At 41.7% G+C, this 22,321-nt stretch carries 19 protein-coding genes; 13 read left to right on the top strand and 6 right to left on the bottom strand.

The window, feature by feature from the left end; all coding sequences use genetic code 11:
• Positions 1-5: 5 nt before the first annotated feature.
• The 3 genes from ID165_RS07025 to ID165_RS07015 all read right to left on the bottom strand — a co-directional run bounded on the left by ID165_RS07025 (position 6) and on the right by ID165_RS07015 (position 5,662).
• Positions 6-3,128 carry an efflux RND transporter permease subunit gene (locus ID165_RS07025; protein WP_225587017.1) on the bottom strand — a complete coding sequence of 1,041 codons (3,123 nt, stop codon included), beginning with the start codon at positions 3,126-3,128 and terminating at the stop codon, positions 6-8.
• Between the two features lie 22 nt (positions 3,129-3,150).
• A complete protein-coding gene (locus ID165_RS07020) occupies positions 3,151-4,179 on the bottom strand; it encodes an efflux RND transporter periplasmic adaptor subunit (protein WP_192349654.1) in 1,029 nt (342 codons plus the stop codon).
• A 583-nt stretch (positions 4,180-4,762) separates the two neighbouring features.
• Positions 4,763-5,662, bottom strand: a complete 900-nt coding sequence (locus ID165_RS07015) for a helix-turn-helix domain-containing protein (RefSeq protein WP_192349653.1) — start codon at positions 5,660-5,662, stop codon at positions 4,763-4,765.
• 552 nt (positions 5,663-6,214) lie between these two features.
• Here ID165_RS07015 and ID165_RS07010 point away from each other — a divergent pair.
• Entirely contained in the window at positions 6,215-8,575 is a 2,361-nt protein-coding gene (locus ID165_RS07010; RefSeq protein ID WP_192349652.1) for an ABC transporter permease, read from the top strand.
• Between the two features lie 107 nt (positions 8,576-8,682).
• Here ID165_RS07010 and ID165_RS07005 read toward each other — a convergent pair whose 3' ends face one another.
• Positions 8,683-9,333: a hypothetical protein gene (locus ID165_RS07005; RefSeq protein WP_192349651.1), complete on the bottom strand. Its 651-nt coding sequence runs from the start codon at positions 9,331-9,333 to the stop codon at positions 8,683-8,685.
• Between the two features lie 885 nt (positions 9,334-10,218).
• Between ID165_RS07005 and ID165_RS07000 the strand changes: the two genes are divergently transcribed.
• The 3 genes from ID165_RS07000 (at position 10,219) to ID165_RS06990 (ending at position 12,929) form a co-directional block, all read left to right on the top strand.
• Positions 10,219-11,229 (top strand): hypothetical protein, encoded by a 1,011-nt coding sequence (locus ID165_RS07000; RefSeq protein ID WP_192349650.1) that lies wholly within the window; start codon positions 10,219-10,221, stop codon positions 11,227-11,229.
• A gap of 72 nt (positions 11,230-11,301) precedes the next feature.
• On the top strand, positions 11,302-12,420 hold the full coding sequence (locus ID165_RS06995) for a formylglycine-generating enzyme family protein (protein WP_370539740.1): 1,119 nt from the start codon (positions 11,302-11,304) through the stop codon (positions 12,418-12,420).
• Positions 12,420-12,929, top strand: coding sequence for a hypothetical protein (locus tag ID165_RS06990; protein ID WP_192349649.1), 510 nt, complete (start codon positions 12,420-12,422; stop codon positions 12,927-12,929). The genes ID165_RS06995 and ID165_RS06990 overlap by 1 nt, the downstream gene beginning before the upstream one ends.
• A 189-nt stretch (positions 12,930-13,118) precedes the next feature.
• Here the strand turns inward: ID165_RS06990 and ID165_RS06985 are convergent, their stop codons facing one another.
• On the bottom strand, positions 13,119-13,715 hold the full coding sequence (locus ID165_RS06985; protein ID WP_192349648.1) for a riboflavin synthase: 597 nt from the start codon (positions 13,713-13,715) through the stop codon (positions 13,119-13,121).
• A 110-nt stretch (positions 13,716-13,825) separates the two neighbouring features.
• Here ID165_RS06985 and ID165_RS06980 point away from each other — a divergent pair, with 110 nt between their 5' ends.
• The 5 genes from ID165_RS06980 to ID165_RS06960 all read left to right on the top strand — a co-directional run bounded on the left by ID165_RS06980 (position 13,826) and on the right by ID165_RS06960 (position 17,148).
• Positions 13,826-14,488 (top strand): protein-L-isoaspartate(D-aspartate) O-methyltransferase, encoded by a 663-nt coding sequence (locus ID165_RS06980; RefSeq protein ID WP_192349647.1) that lies wholly within the window; start codon positions 13,826-13,828, stop codon positions 14,486-14,488.
• 133 nt (positions 14,489-14,621) lie between these two features.
• A complete protein-coding gene (locus tag ID165_RS06975) occupies positions 14,622-15,140 on the top strand; it encodes an acyl-CoA thioesterase (protein ID WP_192349646.1) in 519 nt (172 codons plus the stop codon).
• Positions 15,141-15,229: 89 nt separating this feature from the next.
• Positions 15,230-15,805, top strand: a complete 576-nt coding sequence (locus ID165_RS06970; RefSeq protein ID WP_192349645.1) for a hypothetical protein — start codon at positions 15,230-15,232, stop codon at positions 15,803-15,805.
• Positions 15,805-16,122: a DUF3817 domain-containing protein gene (locus tag ID165_RS06965; protein WP_192349644.1), complete on the top strand. Its 318-nt coding sequence runs from the start codon at positions 15,805-15,807 to the stop codon at positions 16,120-16,122. The genes ID165_RS06970 and ID165_RS06965 overlap by 1 nt, the downstream gene beginning before the upstream one ends.
• 3 nt (positions 16,123-16,125) lie before the next feature.
• Entirely contained in the window at positions 16,126-17,148 is a 1,023-nt protein-coding gene (locus ID165_RS06960) for a hypothetical protein (protein WP_192349643.1), read from the top strand.
• Positions 17,149-17,478: 330 nt separating this feature from the next.
• On the opposite strand, the gene rfbA is transcribed toward ID165_RS06960, so the two are convergent.
• Positions 17,479-18,339: a glucose-1-phosphate thymidylyltransferase RfbA gene (rfbA, locus tag ID165_RS06955; protein WP_192349642.1), complete on the bottom strand. Its 861-nt coding sequence runs from the start codon at positions 18,337-18,339 to the stop codon at positions 17,479-17,481.
• A gap of 193 nt (positions 18,340-18,532) precedes the next feature.
• On the opposite strand from rfbA, the gene ID165_RS06950 reads away from it, so the two are divergent.
• The 4 genes from ID165_RS06950 to ID165_RS06935 all read left to right on the top strand — a co-directional run bounded on the left by ID165_RS06950 (position 18,533) and on the right by ID165_RS06935 (position 22,280).
• Complete coding sequence (locus ID165_RS06950) at positions 18,533-19,810, top strand: glycosyltransferase (RefSeq protein WP_192349641.1); 1,278 nt, start codon at positions 18,533-18,535, stop codon at positions 19,808-19,810.
• Positions 19,811-19,819: 9 nt separating this feature from the next.
• Positions 19,820-21,307 carry a glycoside hydrolase family 32 protein gene (locus tag ID165_RS06945; RefSeq protein ID WP_192349640.1) on the top strand — a complete coding sequence of 496 codons (1,488 nt, stop codon included), beginning with the start codon at positions 19,820-19,822 and terminating at the stop codon, positions 21,305-21,307.
• A gap of 68 nt (positions 21,308-21,375) precedes the next feature.
• Positions 21,376-21,720: a hypothetical protein gene (locus tag ID165_RS06940; RefSeq protein WP_192349639.1), complete on the top strand. Its 345-nt coding sequence runs from the start codon at positions 21,376-21,378 to the stop codon at positions 21,718-21,720.
• A 65-nt stretch (positions 21,721-21,785) separates the two neighbouring features.
• The gene (locus ID165_RS06935) at positions 21,786-22,280 is read left to right on the top strand and encodes a hypothetical protein (RefSeq protein WP_192349638.1); all 495 of its coding nucleotides are present in this window, start codon (positions 21,786-21,788) and stop codon (positions 22,278-22,280) included.
• Positions 22,281-22,321: the final 41 nt, after the last annotated feature.

Raw genomic sequence — 22,321 nt, 5'->3', positions numbered from 1 at the left:
GATGATTAGTGTATAGTGGTAAGAATACTATCTTGGTCAACCTCCTGAAGATCATTTTCGATAGATTCAGGCTTGATGAACCTATAGTATATCACCGGTATCACGAATAGCGTCAGTACCATGGACACAAGCAGACCGAAGGCCAGCACACTGCCCAAAGGAGACCAAAGGGGTGACTTACTGACGATCATCGGAATAAGCCCAACTGCACCCGCGGCAGAAGTCAAGAATATGGGTCTCATCCGCCTTTTTGCAGCTGTAAGCGCAGCATCCCTTATACTGTAGTCATGATCCTTTATAAGCTCATCAGTAAAATCGACCAGGATGATCCCGTTCCGTACAACGATTCCAATTAAGGCTATAATGCCCATAAATGCCGTCATACCCATGGGGTTCCCTGTTATCCAAAGTCCCAAAAAGGCACCTAAAAGGCTAAGCAAGAATGTCGAGAGAACGATTAGTGCCTTTACCAGGGTTTTAAACTGGAACAGCAGCGTGAGGAAAATCAAGAGTATACTCACACTAAGGGCAGTGATCATTCCGGGCATATTATCCGCACTGGATTCTGCATCGCCACCGTAGGCAATAGAAATACCGGTAGGCAAGTCAAGAGCCTCTATCTGCGGGGCGATATTCTTGAGAATAGTTGCGGCTTTAATACCTAACTGGGCTTCTGAAAGTACAGTCAGGGTGCGTAACCCATTTCTACGCGCTATCACTCCTGTATGCCATGAGGGAACCACCTCTGCTATTTCTTTTATTGGAATCGACGTTCCGTATGAACTGGTGACATGTAGATTTTCTATATTATTCAGGCCATCTCTGTTGCTGTCATCCAACCTCATAAAGATGTCGATGGGATTATCCCCTTCCCATACTTTGGAAACAGAATACCCTTTCAACCCTACTCCTAGTGTTTGTGTGATGGCCTCATTGGTAACACCCAATCTGGAAGCCGCATTTTCTTTGATTTTTAAGCTCACCCCCATATACTCCTGCTCATAATCGCTGCGCACCCAGTTTGTACCCTCAGCATTTTCCAATATGTCAATGATCTGATCCGCAACAACCCTCTGGTCTTTGGTATCGTTGCCTATGACACGAATCGCTATTGGAGCCCCCTCTTGTAAACTCAACTGCTTAAACCGTACATATCCATCCTTCAAAAAGCCCTCAAACTTTGGCCGATACTCTTTCACAAGCTCATCAGTGGCCTTGTTGCTCTCCGTTGTTATCAAAAGCTGCGCAAAATTCCGTCTCGGGTTTTCCGGGGAGTAAGAAGTCTGGAAACGGGGTGAGCTGGTTCCTATAAAGCTGGCAATCTCTACAATCCTGCTATCCTCTCTTAAAATCTCCTCTACCCGCATTGTGGCTCTTTCTGTCTCGGCCAATGATGTGCCGTTCGGAAGCCAGAGTTCCACACTAAATTGATCCCGTTCACTCACAGGGAAAAATTCCTGCTGTACATTCCCTGCTATTACAAAAGCCAAGACTATAGCCAAAACACCTCCGCCCAACGTGGTTTTTGGCTTGGTAAAGCAGTAGGTTACAGCTCTGTCAAAGAGCTCCTGCATATGGTCAAGCAAGGATTTCTTTTGGGGCTTATTGTTATCTTTCCCGTGATGCAACCCCTTTTTGATAAAAACATAACACATGTATGGGGTTAGGAACAGCGCTATAAGCAGTGAGGCAGTCAGTGCCACAGCTATGGTCACCGGCAAAGAAGCCATAAAATCCTTGGCAATTCCTTCCATAAATAAGGCTAGCGGTAAGAATGCAAATATGATGGCCAGTGTAGCTGTAAATATGGAAAGTGCCAGCTGCTTTGCAGATTTGTAAGCAGCCTGCCAAGGAGTTATCCCCTCATCAAGCTTGTCGATATAATTATCCACCACTACCACGGCATCATCCACCAGCATCCCAAGCACAATAATCAACCCAGCAAGAGACACCTGATGCAGCTCGATACCTATCATATTCATCACACCAAAGGTGACCATTACCGCTATAGGTGCCGCAAGAGAGGAAACAGCTGCCATTCTAAACGGGAGCAATAGCATCACTACTATAACCACACCCGATATCGCCAATCCAAACTCAAGCATAAAGTAGCTGACACTTTGCTCTACGACTTTAGGCTGGCTGAAAATGGTCTCAATTTTTATATCCCCGGGAAAATCCTTTTTAAGTTCGGCTAATTTGCCATCAATATTTTCTCCAAAGGCCACTATGTTATTTCCAGGCTGCATGGCTATAGACAGCAACATTGCCCGTTCACTTCCCAACCTGATATAGGAAGTTTCCTCTTCATACCTGCGCTCTACTTTGGCGACATCCTTAAGTCTTACCACTACTCCTTCTGGGGTAGTGTATACAATCTGCTCTGCTATCTCCTTTTCCGAAGCATACTGACTATTCGTGAAAACAGGAATTGTGTTTTCCCTTAGGGTTACTTCCCCTGAATAGCTTGTCACATTGTGACTCTGCAATACATTGGCAATTGTGGAAACACCAAAGCCGTACTGCTGCATCTTTTGGTCATCAATGGTCACATAAATCTGCTCCTTTTGTTCCCCTGAGCGGTTTATTTTAGACACTTCAGGAATCGTTTTTAAATAATCCTCGACCTTATCCAAATACCTGTCGAGCTCCTGATAGTTGCGTGTGGCAGAAGAGATAGAGATTATCTGTGCAGAAACATCACTAAAGTTGCTGTTTACAATTGGTCCCTGTACACCCGGTGGCAAATTTGGCTTCAGCACCGAATTGATTCCATGTTGTAGTGTAGACCAGAACAATTTTCGGTCTTTAACCGAAGTATAAAGCTCTACCGTGACAAAAACCTGTCCATCCTTGGTCTGTGACCGTGTTTTTCGCTTGTCAACTTCTTCAAAGGAGAAAAGATACTGCTCCAGTTTTTCGGTTACCTGCTTTTCGGTTTGGATCTCATCCGCTCCCGGATAAAAAGCATATACCATGGCTACAGGCATATCGATTTTCGGATCTTCTGCCCGGGGCATCGTCATCAGCGAGTATATTCCAAAAATTACCAGCAATGCAGTGACTACAATAGTAATCTCCTTGTACTTCATTGCTGCCTCTATGAAATTTATTTTTCGAGTTTTCATTTCTGATAGTTTTCTTCTCTGATTAATAGGTCACTGTGGTACCATCCTTAAGCCTGGAGAGTCCTGAAATGATTACCTTGTCCCCATTACGTAAACCTTCGTCGATGATTAGCTCTTGCTTACCGGTAATCTCCCCGACAACTATACGTTTGCGAATTGCTTTATTTGACTCGTTTACTACATATACATAGGTGAAATTATCTGTATCCCGGACAACGGAAGTAGCAGGGACAATAATTACCCTTTCAGTTCTTTTAGGATGGATTGTTACTTCAGCAAGCATACCAGGAAGTAGTTTTTGGTCCTTGTTATCCAATTTCACCTTGACTTTATAAGTCTTGGACGCATGATCGGCCAAAGGATTGATAATGGTGATTTTCCCTTCTCGTGTGTCATCAAGAGTAGGTATATAAATAGAGACCTCCATATCCCGGAGTAAGCCGCCTACCTCTATCTCAGGAACAGAAATCGTGGCATATACTTGATCTGTTTTGATAAGGGTAAAGGCGACGATGCCAGGGCCGGCAGTACTGCCCCTTTCAATCCTTTTGTCAGTGATGATTCCCGAAATCGGAGCATATAATTTACAATCAGCAAGATCCTTATAACTGATTCTTTTGTTCGCTGAAGCCTGTTCCAGCCTTGCTTTAATGCTGTTAAACTCACTCACGGGAAGGCTTCCCTTCTCAAATAATTCGTTTTGTCTTTCGAATAGGTCAAGCGTTTGGGCATGGCTTGAATTGGCAATCAAGTAGGAATTGTTGTAAATGGTGGTGTCTAAGACAGCCAGCAGCTGTCCCTGCGATACGTTCTGTCCCTCTTCCACCAGTATTTTGCTTACTATCCCGGAAACAGCAAAGCCTATCTGTGCAATGTTATCCGCTTCAATGGTAGCCGAATACCGTAACTTCAGCTCCCGCTCGGCTTCCGCTATTGTCTGAAAAGAGACGTTTACGGCTTCTTGCCCCTGTTCTTTTGATTCTGCATTCTTACAACTATGCAGGGAGGTCATAATAATAAGTGCCATTAAAGAGATTTTTAGTGTTCTCATAAAAAGAAAATTAAGTTCCTGTATTTTGACTGTATTTCTACGGCAAAATTAGGTCACCCATAGGGCTTCAAAAAGGCTCACAGTTCTGTAAAATTGGTCTAATTGCCGTTTTTTACGAGTTATAAGTATGAGAATAGGTGTTTTTTTGGTTGTATTAGAAAATACCCTTTACCGGCAACGAATTCATTTATCCCGCCAGCGAAAAAAATATGTCCATTGAACAAGTCTCCGGCACTATATCAGAGACCTTGAGGAATGAAAGAATTCAATAAAGCCGGATTATACATTAGGTTTCGTTATTGCCTGTACCGATTTTAATCGGGAAGGACATTAATTACAAGAAAATCAGGTTGTTTGGAGAGTGGGTTCGCCGCGCCGCATATGCTGAAGTTGAAAACGGCAATGTAATGGCTGTAATAACTTGTATGGCGTGGAGTAGAATTGCTAGTGCATATTTCGGGATAAAGGTTATACCACAAATCAATGCTATCCCTAGAATTGGACACACATATTTATAAAGCAAAAAAATAAAGTTAGCCCTAATGCTAATGGACAAAATGTTAAGCGGATTTAATGCAACCTGTTATTTTGGAACTACAGAATTCCTATAGTGCTTTGGTGAAACTCCGCTGTTTCTTTTAAAGAATTTCCCAAAGAAGGATTGGTCACTGAAATTGAGAATATTTGCAATTTCACCGATGCTTAGGGTTGGATTTTCCAAAAGCAACATAGCTTCCTCAGTGACTATCCCCTCAATTATTACCGAAGCCGGTTTTCCGGAGATCTGTCGTGTGATCTCTGTCAAATACTTTGCTGATATATTCAATTTCGAAGCATAATAAGACATAGACCTATGCTCCTTAAAATTTTCTTTCACAAGACTTACAAAAGTAAACATTAGGTATTCTTTTCTTGACATAGGTTTATTCGGCGTAATGGAATATTTCTGTCGTATTGCTGCAACTTCAAATAACAGTGATGAAAATGATAAATAAAGTAATTCCTTGCCATATTGATGATGCTCTTGCTCGACACACAACCTATAAAGTTCTGACAATCTATTATTTATAGATTTGTAATCAAAACTATCAAGACTGCTCAATGGTGATATAGCGGAAGAAAAAGTCTTTAGAAACTCCATGGCATATTTGCCATTCCCTGATTCCACTATAAAATCATTGGTAAATAAGACCATTGAATGCACGCATTGGCCCACATTATTAACTTTCTTTATATCATAAGGAGAGCAAATTAAAAGATCGTGGGCTTTAACGTTATGATCCAGCAGATTAATACTCAATTCCGCAGTTCCTTCGCTAAAAAGGAGTATCTGAAAAAAATCACTTCTAAAATGCCGGGAAAGAATATCCAATTCCGGCAGAGAGGTATTATACCCCACCCACAAGCCCTTATGGTAGATTCTCTCCACAATTTGAAGCTGACTGAATTCAAGTCTGTGGTCTACGTTTTTATTTCTACCCATTGTTTAACTTTTCAAACATAGGAAATAATTACATAAAAATGTGGTGCTGAATTTTATCTATTTCCAATGTGGCTTTTCCAAAAAAGAAAACTTTCAAGCTATTTCTCCTGCTCAATGCGGCATAGGTTGAGCATATTATATCACTTCTTTGGAAGTGTAGTACGTCTGGTTTAATAATATGATTATCCGTTATGATGCCAGTAGCATTTTTTCTTTGGTTTGCTTGTCGGAAGATCCGCCGCAGCGAGACAGACCGAAGTAGCCTGAGAGTTTACCAAATCCTATGTTACTTTTGTTTCTTTACCGGCAGAAAAGCGGACAGACAGATTTAATAATCTAAAATTTCAATTTCCAAAACTTGAAAGCAACATTCGATAATTCAGACATTGTCCGCTTGCGAATGCCAAAGCCCGCCAGCGAACGAAGTACCTGAACAAAAGAAGTAATTCTCATTGACTTACAGCATTTTGAGATTGGCAAAGTGTTTGAAAACCCAGGATTTGTACTCCTGCCATTTTGGGCTTGACACTTCTGCTTATTAGCCTGTCCGATATGATAAAAAACTACCTAAAAACTTCGCTTCGCAATCTCTATCGCCACAAGGGCTATACTTTGATCAATATCCTGGGTCTTGGAGTGGGGCTTGCCACGTGTATGTTGATCCTACTTTGGGCGATTGACGAGTGGAAATATGACAGGTTTCACGATAAATCAGACCGCATCTATAGCGTCCTGATCAATAATACCTATCCGGACGGAGAAATCAAGACCCATGGTGCCACTCCTTCTATATTGGCCGAAGCTATAGCACGGGAAATTCCTGAGACGGAAATGATCGCAAGGACAAGCATGAACGAAAAGCTGCTCCTCAAACACGAAGAAAAATCATTCCTCGAAAATGGAATATATGCTGAACCGGCACTTTTTGAAATCTTTAATTTCCCTATTCTCCAAGGGGAAATGGAAACCCTGAAAGGAAATACGAACACCATAGCCATCTCCGAAAAACTGGCAGCAAAGCTATTTGCAGATAAGGATCCAATCGGGATGGTTGTGGAGGTCAGCCAAAATCACCAATTGGTGGTAAACAGTGTCTTTGCCGATATCCCTGCACAGTCGACCATTCAGTTTGATTTTGTCCTTCCGTTTGAAATTTTTCTTGCAGAAAATCTCTGGTCACATCACTGGCCTAGTGGAGGCACACGTACTTATGTAGCCTTGCACCCAAACAGTGATGTAGATACAGCTAACCTGAAGCTTTCCCCATTGGTATCCAAAAACTGTCCTGAGTGTAATAGTACTCCATTTCTGTTTAAGTACTCCAGATCAAGACTATACTCCAAGTTCCAAAATGGTCAAGAGGCTGGAGGAAAGATAGAAAATGTAGCTCTATTCTGTCTGATAGGCATGATTATACTGGTCATGGCCTGCATCAATTTTACCAACCTTGCCACGGCAAGGGCTTCCACCAGAGGCAAAGAGGTAGGGGTAAGAAAAGCAATTGGCTCCCGAAGATCCGGACTAATGCTGCAATTTCTATTGGAATCAACTATTCTCTCATTCATGGCTCTGGGCATTTCCCTCGTACTGGTCAATTCCCTTTTGCCGTACTTTAGTGAAATCACCGGAAAAAACATTACGTGGAGCGATTTAGACTATACGTTTCTGCTAGGTACTGGTCTGTTGACCTTGGTCTGTGGGTTACTGGCAGGAGCTTATCCAGCCTTTTTTCTATCCTCTTTCAAACCTATTTCAATAATGAAAGGGGGCAAAATGCCTATGTTGACCGGATCAAGTTTGAGAAAGTCCTTGGTCGTAATTCAGTTGGCTGCTTCGGTTACACTAGTCGTGGGGAGCTTAACGGTATACAGCCAATTGGACTACATCAGCACGAAAAACCTTGGATATGAGAAAGAAAACGTCATAATCATCGATCCTGACCAAGAGCTATTGGGAAACCCAGCCGTTTTCAAGCAGGAATTACTGAATTTTCCGGGGATACAAAGTGCAGGTTTTTCGGGAAGCGACATCCTGACCATCCCTATCGTCACCGATGAGGTATCATGGCAGGGAAAGCCGGAAGGCAATACCATTTTCTTCAAACTCTTACGCTGTGATCAAGATTTCCTCCCAACTTTGGGGATCCCGATGGTAGCAGGGAGAAATTTTTCTGCGGAACAGCAGAATACCCCATTATATCTGCTCAATAAAAAAGCCATCGAAGTAATGGGAATCAACGCTGAAGAGGCAATTGGTATGGAACTGGATGTATGGAATGGTTTGGGGCAGGTTATTGGTGTTACCGAGGATTTCCACAACAATAGTCTGAGAGATGACATTGAGCCTATGGTTTTCATGTATTCCACTGATGTGGGCTTCCACTACTATATCAAAACAGGTAAAGGATACGCAATGGATGAAAGTTTGGCGCACATTGAAAAAACAATGAAAAAACTCAGCCCGGACCAGCCTTTCGAGTATAGCTTTTTAGATGAGGCTTTTGAACGGGAATATCAAATGGAGAAAGTACTGGGAAAATTATCATTGGGTTTCACCATTGTGGCATTGCTGATTGTATGTTTAGGGCTTTTTGGACTTTCTTCCTTTGCCGCAGCCAAAAGGGTAAAAGAGATGGGAATAAGAAAAGTATTTGGTGCCTCATCCAGCCAATTGTGGGCCCTGCTTTGCAAGGATTTCGCCATCTTGACTTTAGTAGGACTATTGATAGGATTCCCTATCGCTTGGTATACAGCAAAAGCCTATCTCTCCGGGTTTGCTTACCATACAACCCTTGGCATAGGGATTTACCTGTACACGGTGATTGGACTTCTAGGCATTGCTCTGATCACCGTTACTTTCCAATCCATCAAAGCAGCCCGCATTAACCCGGTGAATTCCTTGCGGGACGAATAAGGTTAGTTTTTCATGGAAGCTTGTGTGATACCTTCGGATCATAGTTCTTTCTCCTTTAATAACATGATACTTGGTACGAGTAACAAAAGGCATTTGATAAAGCTTGCTTATTTTACTTCCAAACTCACCCCGCCTTGGGTATTGTATTTCTGTTCTTTGCCGATGGAAAGCATCCAGCGGTCATAGGTAGCCTTTGAGAGCCACTGCACCTGAAAATCATCAGTCAACCCTGGCTCTGAAGCAGCTTCCTTCGCTAGGCTATATGCCTGACGGTACAAGATACTGTCTCGTTGTGGGTTGTGATGAAGAATAAATGCCGCATGAAACTTATCCACGCCTTCGTCTATCCCATTTTCCCGTTTCAGGTTCAGAACCTGAGCCAGCCTTAAACTATCCCTCTCCTTCATTTGTTTACGATAAGCGCCGAGAAAGAACTTCAGGTTTTTACGGTCGCCCTGATCCATCATGTAGGCATATTCCAGATCCTTCGATACGTCACCTGATTCCAGGAGCGGTTTATGCAAGGGGCGAAGTAGACCAACGGCTAACCCAATCAGGATTATACTGACAATGGCCAATGGGGTATGAAACCAATTTCCACGGATACGTTTGCGGAATACCCTCAGTAACCCGGCTATCAGAATATAAAACATTGTAAGAACCAGCGTACCCAGCAACACAAAAGAGAAAAGCGGATACTGATAGGACATGTATCCTATAGCTACCACCCCTACTCCATAGCTTAATATTTTAACCACGGCTGTATCTAAATTAAAGGATTTCAACTTGTTTAATTACAACTATTCACAATACATTCAGCTTTCAATCATAAGATCTCCAAGCTAATTTCTCTGACCTTCCGCAGGCTCTGATATTTCTCAATTGCGATTTTTTCATTTGTTACCCTTTTTTATTTTAATATGGAATCGTCAGCCCTTTTTTCTACCCGACAGTCCGTAAACGTACAGCTCATGAACTAAGGCGTACACCTTCTTTAAGTTGAAGAATATCCCCTACTCGATATGTTGGACTTCCATTAGACAGTAATAGCCATTTTTATGCTGTAGAAATGATCACTGTCTCCATAAGGTATATTTTTTAGTTATTCATCCAATAACAATACCAACAGTCGAAAACCGGGCTGTGGTAGACAGAACTATGGGATTGTTAGCAGAATAATTTTTCATGAGTTCCAGGAGGACGATTCTGACATAACTCCAGTGCGTACATTCATTCGGATACACATATCTTAATATGATTATCCGCAATGATGCCAGTAGCCTCATTTTCTTTGGTGTAACAGCTGGAAGACCGATGACAGAAGACCGAAGTGGCCTCGGCGCTAGTGTTTTCCAAATCCTATAATGCTTTAGTCTCTTTACTGGCAGAAAAGCGGATATATATATATTTTAAATTAAATCTCATTTTTCGAAGTGACGCTATTCTCCTAAATCACTTTGATTACCGGACTGCCTCACCTATAGGAAGGGTAAACCAAAGAAACCATTTCGCTTGATTTCGCCGCATTCAATTAGACATACATAAAGGGTATTTTTTATTTCAAAATTCATTTTTTATTATTCAACTTTACTTTACCTTAATGAAGATTTTACTTCATCCACCCACTAACCTGACGTGTTGCTATGAGTTTCAATAAGAGTCAAGCGGCATTTTTCCAAACACTCAAATCATCCCTTCCCACTTACACATCGCTCGTTGATGTGATCGCAGAAATTTTACAGATCAGTATTGACAGTGCTTACAGAAGGATTAGAGGAGAAAAACTACTGGATTTCAGTGAATTGGAAATCCTATGTAATCGGTTCAATCTTTCCGTAGACACTTTTTTCAACCTTCACTCCAACAGCATACTCTTTCAGGGAAATCAAAACGACTATCAGGAAAATAGTTTTATGAAATGGATGGAAGATGTGTATGCCCAACTTAATCTGGTCAATAGTTTTTCTACAAAACATATTTATTGGTTGGTAAAAGACATGCCTCCATTCCATCATTATTATCATAAGGAACTCGCTGCGTTCAAGTTCTTTTTCTGGAGAAAATCTATTTTATTCAACGATAGTCTCAAGGATACTAAATTTTCCATAAAGGATAATTTCTATGATCAGTTTGCAGAAATAACCGAAAAAATCCTCAAAGCTTACCACAAGATTCCAACTACTGAAATATGGAATATTGAAGGTGTTAATATCACATTACGTCAGATCGAATTGTATCATGAAATGGGCATCATGACCTCTATTGAAGATACCATTTATCTATACAACTGTATGCTGGAAGTGATAGACAACTTGGAAAAAATGGCAGAAAAAGGCAAAAAAATCCTCCCCGCGCATCCCGATGTGGAAGGAGCAGATTACAGCTTTTTTGTAAATGAGTTTATTATCGGAGACAATACCTTTTTCGCTACCATGGATGAAAGGAAAGTCACCTACCTTAATCACAGCGTGATCTATTTTCACGGCACCTCAGATCCAGCATTCAATGATGCGATGTTTAGAAATCTGGAAAATTTAATCAAAAAATCCACTCAGATCAGCCGGGTGGGCGAAAAAGAACGGAAGCAGTTCTTCAATAAATTGCGAAAAAAAGTAGTGGATCGGTTGAATGCAACCGCCGAAAAAGACGAGTAAACTATTCATTCACATAGAATCCTTCGTATAAAAGAAAGAATCCACTACTTTCATACCTTAAGCAAAACGAGTATGAGCAGTAGAATTCAATATGGCTTAGTTTCTGTAATCTTGACCGGCATGGCCTTTTCCTCATGTCAGGAGAAAGCTGACAAGGTGATGGATGAAGATAAAATAACTATATCCACCATACCTGAGCCTACCGAAAAAGCGGAAGGCATGGTTTGGATTCCCGGAGGTGAATTTGCCATGGGAACCGATGAAGCAGAGGCGTACCCAGCCGAAAGACCGGCTGTAAATCTTATGGTAAAAGGCTTTTGGATGGATACGCATGAAGTCACCAATGCACAGTATAAGAAGTTCGTGGATGAAACCGGCTACATAACACTGGCAGAGAAAAAACCTGAATGGGAAGACCTCAAGAAACAGCTCCCTCCCGGCACACCTAAACCTGACGACTCACTTTTGGTGGCCGGATCTATGGTGTTCAGCCCTCCACCTCACGCTGTTCCTACTCAGGATATTTCACTCTGGTGGGTATGGGTGGAAGGTACCAGCTGGAAAAATCCTCGTGGGCCTGAATCAGATTTGGAAGGAATGGAAAACCATCCGGTAGTTCATATCGCTTATGAAGATGCCAAAGCTTATGCCGAGTGGGCAGGGAAACGGCTGCCTACGGAAATCGAATGGGAATTTGCTGCACGAGGCGGAGCGCAGGGCAAGCGTTTTGCATGGGGCGATGAATTAACTCCAAACGGACAATATCTCGCGAATACTTTTCAGGGAGATTTTCCCCACGACAATCAAAACCTAGACGGATTCGAGGGTTCATCCCCTGTCAAATCTTTTGCTCCAAATACCTTCGGGCTTTACGATATGATTGGCAATGTCTGGGAATTGACGGACGATTGGTATGACGCACTGAAATATGCCAGACTAGCCGGCCAAGCCCCGAAACTGGATGCTGATATGAAGCCATGCTACAATCCAGACAATCCCTACGCAATGGAGCGCGTGATCAAAGGTGGTTCCTTTCTATGTGCGGATAATTACTGTGTAAACTACAGACCTTCTGCGCGCCAAGGCCAAGCTTTTGACAGTGGTACTTCCAATGTAGGCTTTAGATTGGTAAAAGATGCCGAGGAGAAGACGATGTATGAAGTAAAAATTAATCCTTTTGGCAAAGACTGATGAACTTTATATTAACATTTCTTTTAATAACGCAGTTCTATTCAGAAAAACTTTGCGATTGCTATTTCCCAGAAGATTTGGCAAGTGCACAAAAGTTGAATTATGAAGAAAGTGCCCTTATTTTTTTAGGGAAAATTGTCGAAAGAAATGACGATGGGTCTTTCAAATTTGAAGTTTTCGAAACTCTTAAGGGGGAAGAGTTGGAATATGTAATTGGATCTCTCACTGATTCATGCACAATTTTCCCAACTAACGAGGAAGAATTTTGGCTAGTGTACACTAATAGCCCTAATTCAGATGGATTTATTACAATGTCTCAATGCGGGCTTTCAAGAAGCTTTAAATCCCCTTATTTATTGAAGTTTACAAATCCACCCCCACCACCACATCCAACGGATCCATCTTTGCAGCTTGAATCCGAACTTGAGAATTCAAAACACAGGATTGAAGTGCTAGAAATCCTCAAATCAGAAATTGAACAATTGAGAAAATGGAAGGAACTCAAATAAATCCAATAAACCCTAACACTAGCGAACTTTGCGTCTCCCTTCGTGTCCTTTGTGGTTAAAAAACACTACAACAAATCGTATCCTTCGTAGCCGCCGTTCGTGTCATCACGAACGGCCTTCCACAACCGTTTTCGCGTAAATGGACATTCATGCAGACATTCGTGACTAGACAAACTTCATTTTTTACTGTTACGGAAGCTCGTATCCTTTGGTAATCCGCTGAATGTATTTGCCCAGAATATCAAACTCCAGATTGACTAAGTCCCCAGAAACGAGCTGATTAAAATTGGTATGCTCATACGTGTAAGGAATGATCGCTACAGAGAAACCGCCGGGTCTGGAATTGAAGCAGGTCAGACTAGTTCCATTAATAGTAATTGAACCTTTCTCCACAGTTACATTTCCCAAATCATGGTCAAACACGATGTCGAAAATCCACGAACCGCCCTGATCCGTAATACTTTTTACTTCCCCTACCTGATCCACATGACCTTGCACGATATGCCCGTCAAACCGACCATTTGCCTGCATGCAGCGTTCCAGATTGACTTTTTTCCCAACTTTCCATTGTGACAAATTTGTTTTTCTGATTGTTTCATCGATTGCCGTTACCCGATACGAATCGGGCGTAGTTTGCACCACAGTCAGACAAACGCCATCATGGGCTAGGGACTGATCAATTTTCAATTCCGAAGCGAGAGAAGAATCAATATCAAAATGTACATTGGTACCGTCTTGTGTTATATTGCCAATGGTTCCAAAGGCTTCTATTATTCCTGTAAACATAGAGTTGAATTTAACTTTCAAAGATTCAATGACTAAGCAATAAATGCCCGATTCGAGTTCAAATTACGCCAAATATTCTTTTATCTTCGACCGAAAAACCATAAAAAACCATGCCCCTACTCAAACTCGAAGACACGTATTTACATAAAGGAAAACGAAGAGCTTTGGTGGCATTGCTTAGGGAAAAAGGAATAAAAAGTGAGCGTGTCCTTCAGGCTATCAATACCTTACCAAGACATTTTTTCTTTGATTCAGCGTTGATCTCCCATGCATATGAGGACAAAGCATTCCCTATTGGAGAAGGACAGACTATTTCCCAACCCTACACAGTTGCTTTTCAGACGGAGCTTTTGGATATCAGGGAAGGTGATAGCGTATTGGAAATAGGAACAGGATCAGGATATCAGGGAAGCATATTGCATCTTCTTGGGGCAGAAGTATTTACAATAGAATATCAGAAAAAATTGTTTGAGGGAACCAAGCGGTTTTTGACCAGATTGGGAATAGAGATGCATCTCTTCTATGGAGATGGAACGGGGGGACTTCCTGCTTATGCTCCATACGACAAAATAATTGTCACCGCAGGAGCTCCTGTTGTTCCTGAAGCGCTGATTCAGCAATTGAAAATCGGAGGAATACTGGTAATCCCGGTAGGTGACAAACGCAGACAAACCATGCTTAAAATCACCAAAAAATCCAATACAAAGGTTGACAGGGAAGAATATGAAGGGTTTGCTTTTGTCCCTCTTTTGGGAAAAGACGGTTGGAGATAATATAATTTGAGGTTTAGGGTTTGATATTTCAAATCATCCAAATTAGACAGGATATCAAAATAAAATTCCGAACAAATCAACTCATTGATTTTCATACAAAATTTTATTTCTATTTTTGTTAAAATTTAGATTTATGAGCATCAAGAAATTTGCACGGGAATCGGCAGTGGTCATGACCGAAATGGTTCTTCCCAATGACACCAATACACTAAACAACCTGATGGGTGGTAAGCTTATGCACTGGATGGATGTGGTAGCCGCCATAGCAGCTCAGAAGCACTCCAATAGCATAGTGGTAACTGCCTCCGCGGATAATATTTCTTTTCAGGAACCTATAGCTCTTGGCAATGTGGTAACGCTGAAAGCTCAAGTGACCCGTGCGTTCAATTCTTCCATGGAGGTCTTTATAGAAGTGACCGCTGAAGATATTCCCGCAAATAAAAAAATAACAACTCATAGGGCATTTTTCACCTTTGTAGCTGTAGATGAAAACAATAAACCTTCAAGGATTCCTGAGTTAGTCCCCGAGACGCCGGAGGAAATAGAAAATTTCGAAGGTGCCCTTAGAAGAAGACAATTGAGGTTGGTGCTTGCCAAAAGAATGAAACCCGAGGATGCCGTGGAACTGAAGTCCATTTTCAATCTGGATTGAGTTAACTGAAAAACACTAAAGTGAGAGGAGTGATAGATATATTACTCCTCTTTTTTTGTGTTAAGGTGTTTTTTGAGCAATTTCCCGACATGGAAAATATGAGCATTCAGGAGCTCCAGCATATCATCACAGAAGAGCTTTTTTTCTTCGAAAAAGATCCTAAACCCGATCTGGCCAAACAGGAAACAAATTCTCCTTTGGAACAGGAAAAACCAAAGACTCTTCCGAAAACGGTACCTATCGATGGAGTCAATCCTCCTACTCAGGAGTTAAAACCAGAGCCATTGATTGTTCGTGGAAAATTTGAAAAGGGAATTTTGGTGTTGCATGAAGAGCCACTGCTACGGCCGGAAGTGATGGAAATGTTGGTAAACATGGTCAATGCCGTAGGACATTCGATGAATGAGGTGGGATTACTTTCATCGGAAGACCTGGAAGGAAGAAGTTTGTCGGATTTATATGATCTGAATGCCCACATTGTACTTAAGTTTGGGCGATTAAAGCACCCCATCAATGCCCTTCCTGCATCAGACTACCAGATACACACAGAAGGTGAAACAGAATATCTTTTTGCAGACGCACTTAGCACTATAGCCGAAGATAAAGTTCTAAAAGGCAAGCTTTGGAACACACTAAAAGTACTCTTTAACATATCAAAAAAATAATGAGCCTTACCCCCCAACAACACACCTGGGCAAAGCGTTTTCGCTGGATTTCACTTATTGAAGGAATATCTTTTCTGGTATTGCTTCTGATTGCCATGCCACTCAAATACATGTTGGATTATCCACTTGCTGTGAAATATGTGGGCTGGGCCCACGGGTTGCTATTTATTCTCTACATATACGCCGTCTTCCCGACTGCCCATAAACTAAAATGGACGTTTAGCAGAACATTATTTGCGCTTATTGCTTCGGTATTGCCTTTTGGTCCCTTTATTTTTGATAGAAATCTGAAGAAAAGCCAGCATGTGGATTTATAAACGATGGCACTAATCAGTAAAAAGAAGCGGATTTTCCCCATTAGTCAAGGGCTGAGGCGCTATCTGATTAAGTATTCCAGAGAAGTAGACATCCCTATCCACTACCACGAACTGCTTCGCTATTCGAGTTCTATTGCCCTCTACGATTCCAAAGAACAGGACACACTGTGGGAGACCGTATTCTATGAACAATCCGATAGGGAAGAGATTCACCTGAACGTTAAGAAAATCTATGCATTGTTGAAAGCTGGCGGTGACATGTCCGTAATGCAGCACCTGTATGTGGATAGAATTGACCTTTGCGTGTATGGAAATACACAACCGTTCCGGGTACGGATAGTGAATAGAATCAATGATAATTTTGATTATTTCTATATTAAAAATGCCGATGCATCACGGGTTTACGGCTTAGAACTGGAACATTTGCTTTCCCCCAACAGAATCTCTTACCTGGTACATCAGAACACCCTGATAGAGGAACATATTGCGGGAATCCCGGGAGATCTATTCATGCGGGCACATATGGAAGACCCTCATCTGAATCCGATCCGACTGGCAAAGGAATTTGTCAAATTCAACGAGCGCTGCTTTGTGAGACTATTAGGAGATATGCATTCTTCAAATTTTGTGATTGATGTCACCCCGGATTTTGAAGAGACCCACTATAGAATTCGGGCGATTGACTTTGACCAGCAATCCTATGAAGGCAAAAAATCTATTTACCTGCCCCAATATTTTAAAGAGAACAATAGCTTGATTCAGTTGGGGATGAAATACATCACCCCGGAGTCTATGGCCCAATATCAGAAGGAAGAGCGTGCGTTGATCGCCACAAGACTCAAATCTTCCCGGCAGGGGATTCTTGATATTCTGAGATCAATGGAGAATGACACTATTTCCCTACCAGAAAATATTGCCTCCTTAAAGTCAGAACTGGCAAAGTACTATTCAAACAATAAGTTTTTGGAATGCAACAACATGGGGCAAATCCTGAGAACAAGCCTTGAAGAGCTTATTAAGAAATAATTTGAGCCTTTTTCACTCCGACAAGTTCTCCGGGTTGTTCTTGAGTCAAGTTTCTTTCTTTACGGGCTTTTTAAATATTAATGATTATCCGCAATGATGCCAATAACTATATTTTCGTTGCTTTATCGGCTGGAAGACCAATGACGGACGACCGAAGTAGCTCATCGCGAAAGTTTGCCAAATCCTATATTGCTTTTGTTTCTTTACTGGCAGAAAAGTGATAAAAGCATTAAAGGATTCTAGCGTCAAGACCTAGCGTACTGACACCTCGGTCTTCCGTCTCCCGTCTTCCATCTAGTATAACCAGGCATCATTGCGGATAATCATATATTACTTTACCAATCTTCTCAAATAACCTCCGTAACCGCTTTTTCCCAATTTATCAGCAGCCTGGAGTAATTTTTCTTCGCCGATAAAACCGGCCCTATACGCTATTTCCTCAATACAACCGATTTTCAAGCCCTGTCGCTCTTCGATCACTTCTACAAATTGTGCCGCTTGCAAGAGTGATTGATGCGTACCGGTATCCAGCCAAGCGGTTCCCCTATTCAGTATTGCCACTTGAAGCTCACCCAGCTTCAAATATTCGTTGTTGATGTCCGTGATTTCCAGTTCGCCCCTTGGACTTGGTTTGATTTTCTTTGCAATTTCCACCACTCTGTTATCGTAAAAATAAAGGCCCGGCACAGCAAAATTAGATTTTGGATTCGCAGGTTTTTCTTCGATGCTGATCGCTTTCTGATTGCCGTCAAATTCCACCACACCATATCTCTCCGGGTCATTTACATGGTAAGCAAACACTACGCCGCCGTCTGTATCAGTATGAGCCTGCAACGTTCTATGAAGCCCTGACCCATAGAAAATATTATCTCCGAGGATCAACGCTACTTTGTCGTTCCCGATAAATTTCTCACCGATGATAAATGCCTGAGCAAGGCCATCCGGGCTTGGCTGCACCGCATATTCAAACGAACAGCCAACTTGAGAGCCATCGCCCAAAAGTCGCTGAAAAGCCTCACTGTCTTCGGGAGTAGTTATGATCAATACTTCCGTGATTCCTGCCATCATCAACACAGACAACGGATAATAGATCATCGGCTTGTCATAAACAGGCATCAACTGCTTACTCACGGATATAGTCAAAGGATATAGGCGAGTGCCGGATCCTCCGGCCAGAATAATTCCCTTCATATATTTTTAAGTTGTATAAGTTTAAAATTCATCTTCTCTTAAATCAATAATGACTCCATACTCAACTGTCTTCTATTGATTCTTTCTTAACTTCCATACACCGGTTGAGATAATCCCAGATCAAGATGAGTGGGATTTAAAAACAGATTGAGCCTTAAAGCTACTGAAAGGGCTACTATTAAAAAAATAAGCGATGAAAACACTAGTTGCTTCCTTGGGAACACGTGGCGATGTAGAGCCGTTTTTAGCCCAGGCAGAAATTTTTGCGGAAGCAGGACATGAGGTTATCTGTCTTTTTCCTGAGCAGTTTAGAGAAACTGTGACCCAACTTGGGTACGGGTTCATCGGTTTTGACAAGGGATTTCTGGAGATGCTGGAATCCCCGAGCGGCAGAACCATTATGGGCGGAGGAGGAAATGGCTGGGATCAACTAAGAAACTATATTAGGTTGGCAAAAAGCTCTATCGCACTCCAACACATGCTTATCACCCAACAAAGAGAGGCAATTATAGCCCATAAACCTGAACGGATAGTCTTTCATTCTAAATGTCTTTTCTACTATATCGCCGCAATGGCCAATCCTGATCGATTCACATTACTCACGCCCATACCTTGCCTCTCACATCCCTCCAAAGAATTTCCCCACATAGGTTTTGGCAAGTGGAAGCCTTTTGGCCCAAAATGGAATCTTAAATCCTACTATCTCGTCAATGGCATTAGACACTTGGGAATGAAAAAATTCGTGGGCAAGTACTATTCTGATTTCCCTTCGATCAAAATAACCCAAAAGGCTCTAAGGGAATTTGAATTGAACCGGTTGACAACTATCTACACGATTTCTCCCTCACTTTTCCCAAAACCTACCGGTTGGCCGGAATCCGCTAAAATCGTGGGGTACTACTTTAGAGACCAAGTAAAAGCATACCACCCATCCAAAGAGCTGGAGAATTGGTTAGAAAAATACCCCAAAGCCGTACTGCTCACTTTCGGATCCATGGGAAACACAGCCCCGAAAGCAAACTCCAAAACCATAATCAACCTGCTTCAAAAACATCATATCCCTACCATAGTAAATACTTCCCGGGGTGGACTTGAGCAGCTAGAAGCTAGTGATGAATCTATTTTCTACGTGAATCAAATCCCTTACGACTGGATACTGCCAAAGCTGTATGGAATAATCCATCATGGCGGATCGGGAACAACACATCAGGGAGCCGCGCATGGCTGTGTACAAATGATCGTCCCGCATATCATTGATCAATATTTTTGGAACAGAATAATAGAAATGAGAAAGCTCGGGCCACTGGGAACGAGCATACATAATTTTGATGCAAACAAATTTGAAATAGCTTTGATAGACTTTTGGAAGAACAGGGAATATGCTGCCAACGCAGCACAATTCGCTGAAAAAATCAAACATGAAGCAAAAAAAGATACTGTACTTGATCTTGTAATGACTCAATCTGCTTAAGAAAACACTATGAAAAGACCCAATATCCTTCTTACCGCCCTGACTATCTTTATAATAGCTAGCTGTGGGTCAAGTCCTGAGATCCCCTTCGAATCCAAGGTATCGGAAGAATTCAGACCATCCTATCATTTTACTCCAGAATCAGGCTGGATGAATGATCCAAATGGTTTGATCTATCTAGATAATGAGTATCATCTTTTTTACCAATATTATCCAGACAGCACGGTGTGGGGACCAATGCACTGGGGACATGCTGTTTCCACCGATTTACTAAATTGGGAACCGCTTCCAATAGCACTCTATCCGGATAGTCTGGGATATATTTTCTCGGGAAGTGCCGTTTTTGATGCAGAGAACAGTTCCGGATTAGGGACTACAGAGAATCCTCCGATGGTTGCTGTTTTTACCTATCACAATGCTGAAGAAGCTGAGACTTCATCCAATACATTTCAGCATCAAGCTATTGCATTTTCGTTGGATAAAGGAAGAACATGGGAGAAATACGATGGAAATCCTGTCCTATCCAACCCGGGAATTCGGGACTTCCGTGATCCCAAAGTCTCCCAAATTGCAAACCCTGACGGTTCCAACTCATGGATAATGACGTTGGCTGTTCTTGATCAGATTAATTTCTATGGCTCCCCGGATTTGAAAAACTGGAGGTTGATGGGAGAATTTGGAAAGAACATTGGAGCACATGGAGGAGTCTGGGAATGCCCTGATTTGCTTCCTTTCAAAACTCCGTCAGGGGAAACCAAATGGGTTTTGTTGGTCAGTATAAATCCCGGTGGGCCTCAGAATGGATCTGCTACCCAATATTTTATAGGTGAGTTTGCGAATGGACAATTTACACCGGATGATACCATGATCCGTTGGCTGGACTATGGCCCTGACAATTATGCTGGAGTTACGTGGAGTAATCTTCCTACTGAGCAAAACAGAACACTTTTCATTGGCTGGATGAGCAACTGGCTCTATGCAAATGCGGTTCCTACACAAGCATGGAGATCAGCAATGACCGTTCCTAGAGAATTAAGCCTGTTCGACGTAAACGGCACTTTGCTGTTGAAGTCAGCTCCTGCGGCTGAACTCGAAAAACTGCGTTCTGAAGAATATAAGGTGAATAAAGAAATTTCCGGCCTACCTTCTGAAGCAGTGGAAATCACGGCGAATGTCAATTCAGATTCTTTTTCAATTACCTTATCAAATGAACTTGGGGAAAATCTCGTACTCTCGAAAGAAAATGGCCTTGTAAGCATAGATCGAAGAAATGCAGGCAAAAGTGATTTTCATCGGGATTTTGCGGCAATTCATTCAGCTCCTATGAGCTGGGAAGCAAAAGATATCAGGATATATGTGGATGCATCATCCATTGAATTATTTGTCAATGATGGAGAATTAGTGATGACATCCATCCTGTTTCCGTCTAGTCCGTGGAAAAATATTGCAGTCTCTAAAAACATCAGCTCGTTAAAAATTTTTAATTTGAAAAAATAAAACAAAATCACTCTTAACTTGTTGCTTTAATCGCCGTTAATTCGAATTAAAATAGGTAGGTATACATAATGAAAAAACAGCTATCAATCGTAATGATTTCCCTCAGTTGGGTCATAGGATTTATGGCTGTTTTTGCTTTTTCCAGCCCGAATGAATCTTCCGAAAATAATCATTCCCATGATTCTGTCTCCAATTTAGTTCAGTTTTCGAAAATACAATTTAATTCAGGGACAGAGATTCTTGAAATCCCTGAATTCAAAGTTGACTGGAGTTTAAATGCTAAGCTAAACCCGGCTTGGTATGTTGATCTACTCAATCCCTGCAAAGCGTATTTAGCTTCTTCATTTTTCAAAAAGTCACTTCCACTTTTTGACGTTAAGGACACGTTCATACGTTTTTTCTATCCCTGGTAAGATCGAATAGAATAACTGCTACAGTCTAGCACCCTCCAAATTTCTATTCATTTAATCCTTTTCTTATGATCTCAATGGATCCTGTCACACTAGTTGTGTCATCGTTTGCAATAGTGGCTACTGCCTCGCCATTTGTATATTATAGTTATAAACTTAAAAAATTAACTTCTGCCAACCTTGCCTCCTTTGAGGAGTTTTCAGCAACCAAAAATGTGGTGCCCACACAGCACGAACGATGGAGAAATCACTATCATTTAGGCTTGGACATCCAAACCAAAAAACTGATTTACCACCGATTCGGCAGCTATCCTGAACAAAGCTTGATAGACTTAACTGAAGTAACCAAAGTCAGCATTCAAGAGAAAAACCGCAGGGTACTGGTCGGAAAAGAGAAGCGCTATATTCTGGACTTTCTGGCTTTACAGTTCCATTTCAAAGATGCATCACATTCCCCAAAGACAATTGAAATCTATGATGGGGAACTCTTCAGCGATATGGCAGGAGAGCGTGGAATAGCAGAAAAATGGCAGAAAATTCTAGAAACTCAGCTCAGAGATTAGCACGGCATCTGCCTTACTCTGTACATAACGGGATGTAAACC

It is taken from the genome of Algoriphagus sp. Y33 (assembly GCF_014838715.1).
Taxonomy (GTDB): domain Bacteria; phylum Bacteroidota; class Bacteroidia; order Cytophagales; family Cyclobacteriaceae; genus Algoriphagus.
Note: the sequence above shows the minus strand (reverse complement) of the source record. Positions and strands in the feature narration are given on the sequence as shown.

Bases quoted from the DNA above. Each gene is read 5' to 3' on its own strand.
- ID165_RS07025 (WP_225587017.1), bottom strand. From the start codon at position 3,128: ATGAAAACTCGAAAAATAAATTTCATAGAGGCAGCAATGAAGTACAAG.
- ID165_RS07020 (WP_192349654.1), bottom strand. From the start codon at position 4,179: ATGAGAACACTAAAAATCTCTTTAATGGCACTTATTATTATGACCTCC.
- ID165_RS07015 (WP_192349653.1), bottom strand. From the start codon at position 5,662: ATGGGTAGAAATAAAAACGTAGACCACAGACTTGAATTCAGTCAGCTT.
- ID165_RS07010 (WP_192349652.1), top strand. From the start codon at position 6,215: ATGATAAAAAACTACCTAAAAACTTCGCTTCGCAATCTCTATCGCCAC.
- ID165_RS07000 (WP_192349650.1), top strand. From the start codon at position 10,219: ATGAGTTTCAATAAGAGTCAAGCGGCATTTTTCCAAACACTCAAATCA.
- ID165_RS06995 (WP_370539740.1), top strand. From the start codon at position 11,302: ATGAGCAGTAGAATTCAATATGGCTTAGTTTCTGTAATCTTGACCGGC.
- ID165_RS06990 (WP_192349649.1), top strand. From the start codon at position 12,420: ATGAACTTTATATTAACATTTCTTTTAATAACGCAGTTCTATTCAGAA.
- ID165_RS06985 (WP_192349648.1), bottom strand. From the start codon at position 13,715: ATGTTTACAGGAATAATAGAAGCCTTTGGAACCATTGGCAATATAACA.
- ID165_RS06980 (WP_192349647.1), top strand. From the start codon at position 13,826: ATGCCCCTACTCAAACTCGAAGACACGTATTTACATAAAGGAAAACGA.
- ID165_RS06975 (WP_192349646.1), top strand. From the start codon at position 14,622: ATGAGCATCAAGAAATTTGCACGGGAATCGGCAGTGGTCATGACCGAA.
- ID165_RS06970 (WP_192349645.1), top strand. From the start codon at position 15,230: ATGGAAAATATGAGCATTCAGGAGCTCCAGCATATCATCACAGAAGAG.
- ID165_RS06965 (WP_192349644.1), top strand. From the start codon at position 15,805: ATGAGCCTTACCCCCCAACAACACACCTGGGCAAAGCGTTTTCGCTGG.
- ID165_RS06960 (WP_192349643.1), top strand. From the start codon at position 16,126: ATGGCACTAATCAGTAAAAAGAAGCGGATTTTCCCCATTAGTCAAGGG.
- rfbA (WP_192349642.1), bottom strand. From the start codon at position 18,339: ATGAAGGGAATTATTCTGGCCGGAGGATCCGGCACTCGCCTATATCCT.
- ID165_RS06950 (WP_192349641.1), top strand. From the start codon at position 18,533: ATGAAAACACTAGTTGCTTCCTTGGGAACACGTGGCGATGTAGAGCCG.
- ID165_RS06945 (WP_192349640.1), top strand. From the start codon at position 19,820: ATGAAAAGACCCAATATCCTTCTTACCGCCCTGACTATCTTTATAATA.
- ID165_RS06940 (WP_192349639.1), top strand. From the start codon at position 21,376: ATGAAAAAACAGCTATCAATCGTAATGATTTCCCTCAGTTGGGTCATA.
- ID165_RS06935 (WP_192349638.1), top strand. From the start codon at position 21,786: ATGATCTCAATGGATCCTGTCACACTAGTTGTGTCATCGTTTGCAATA.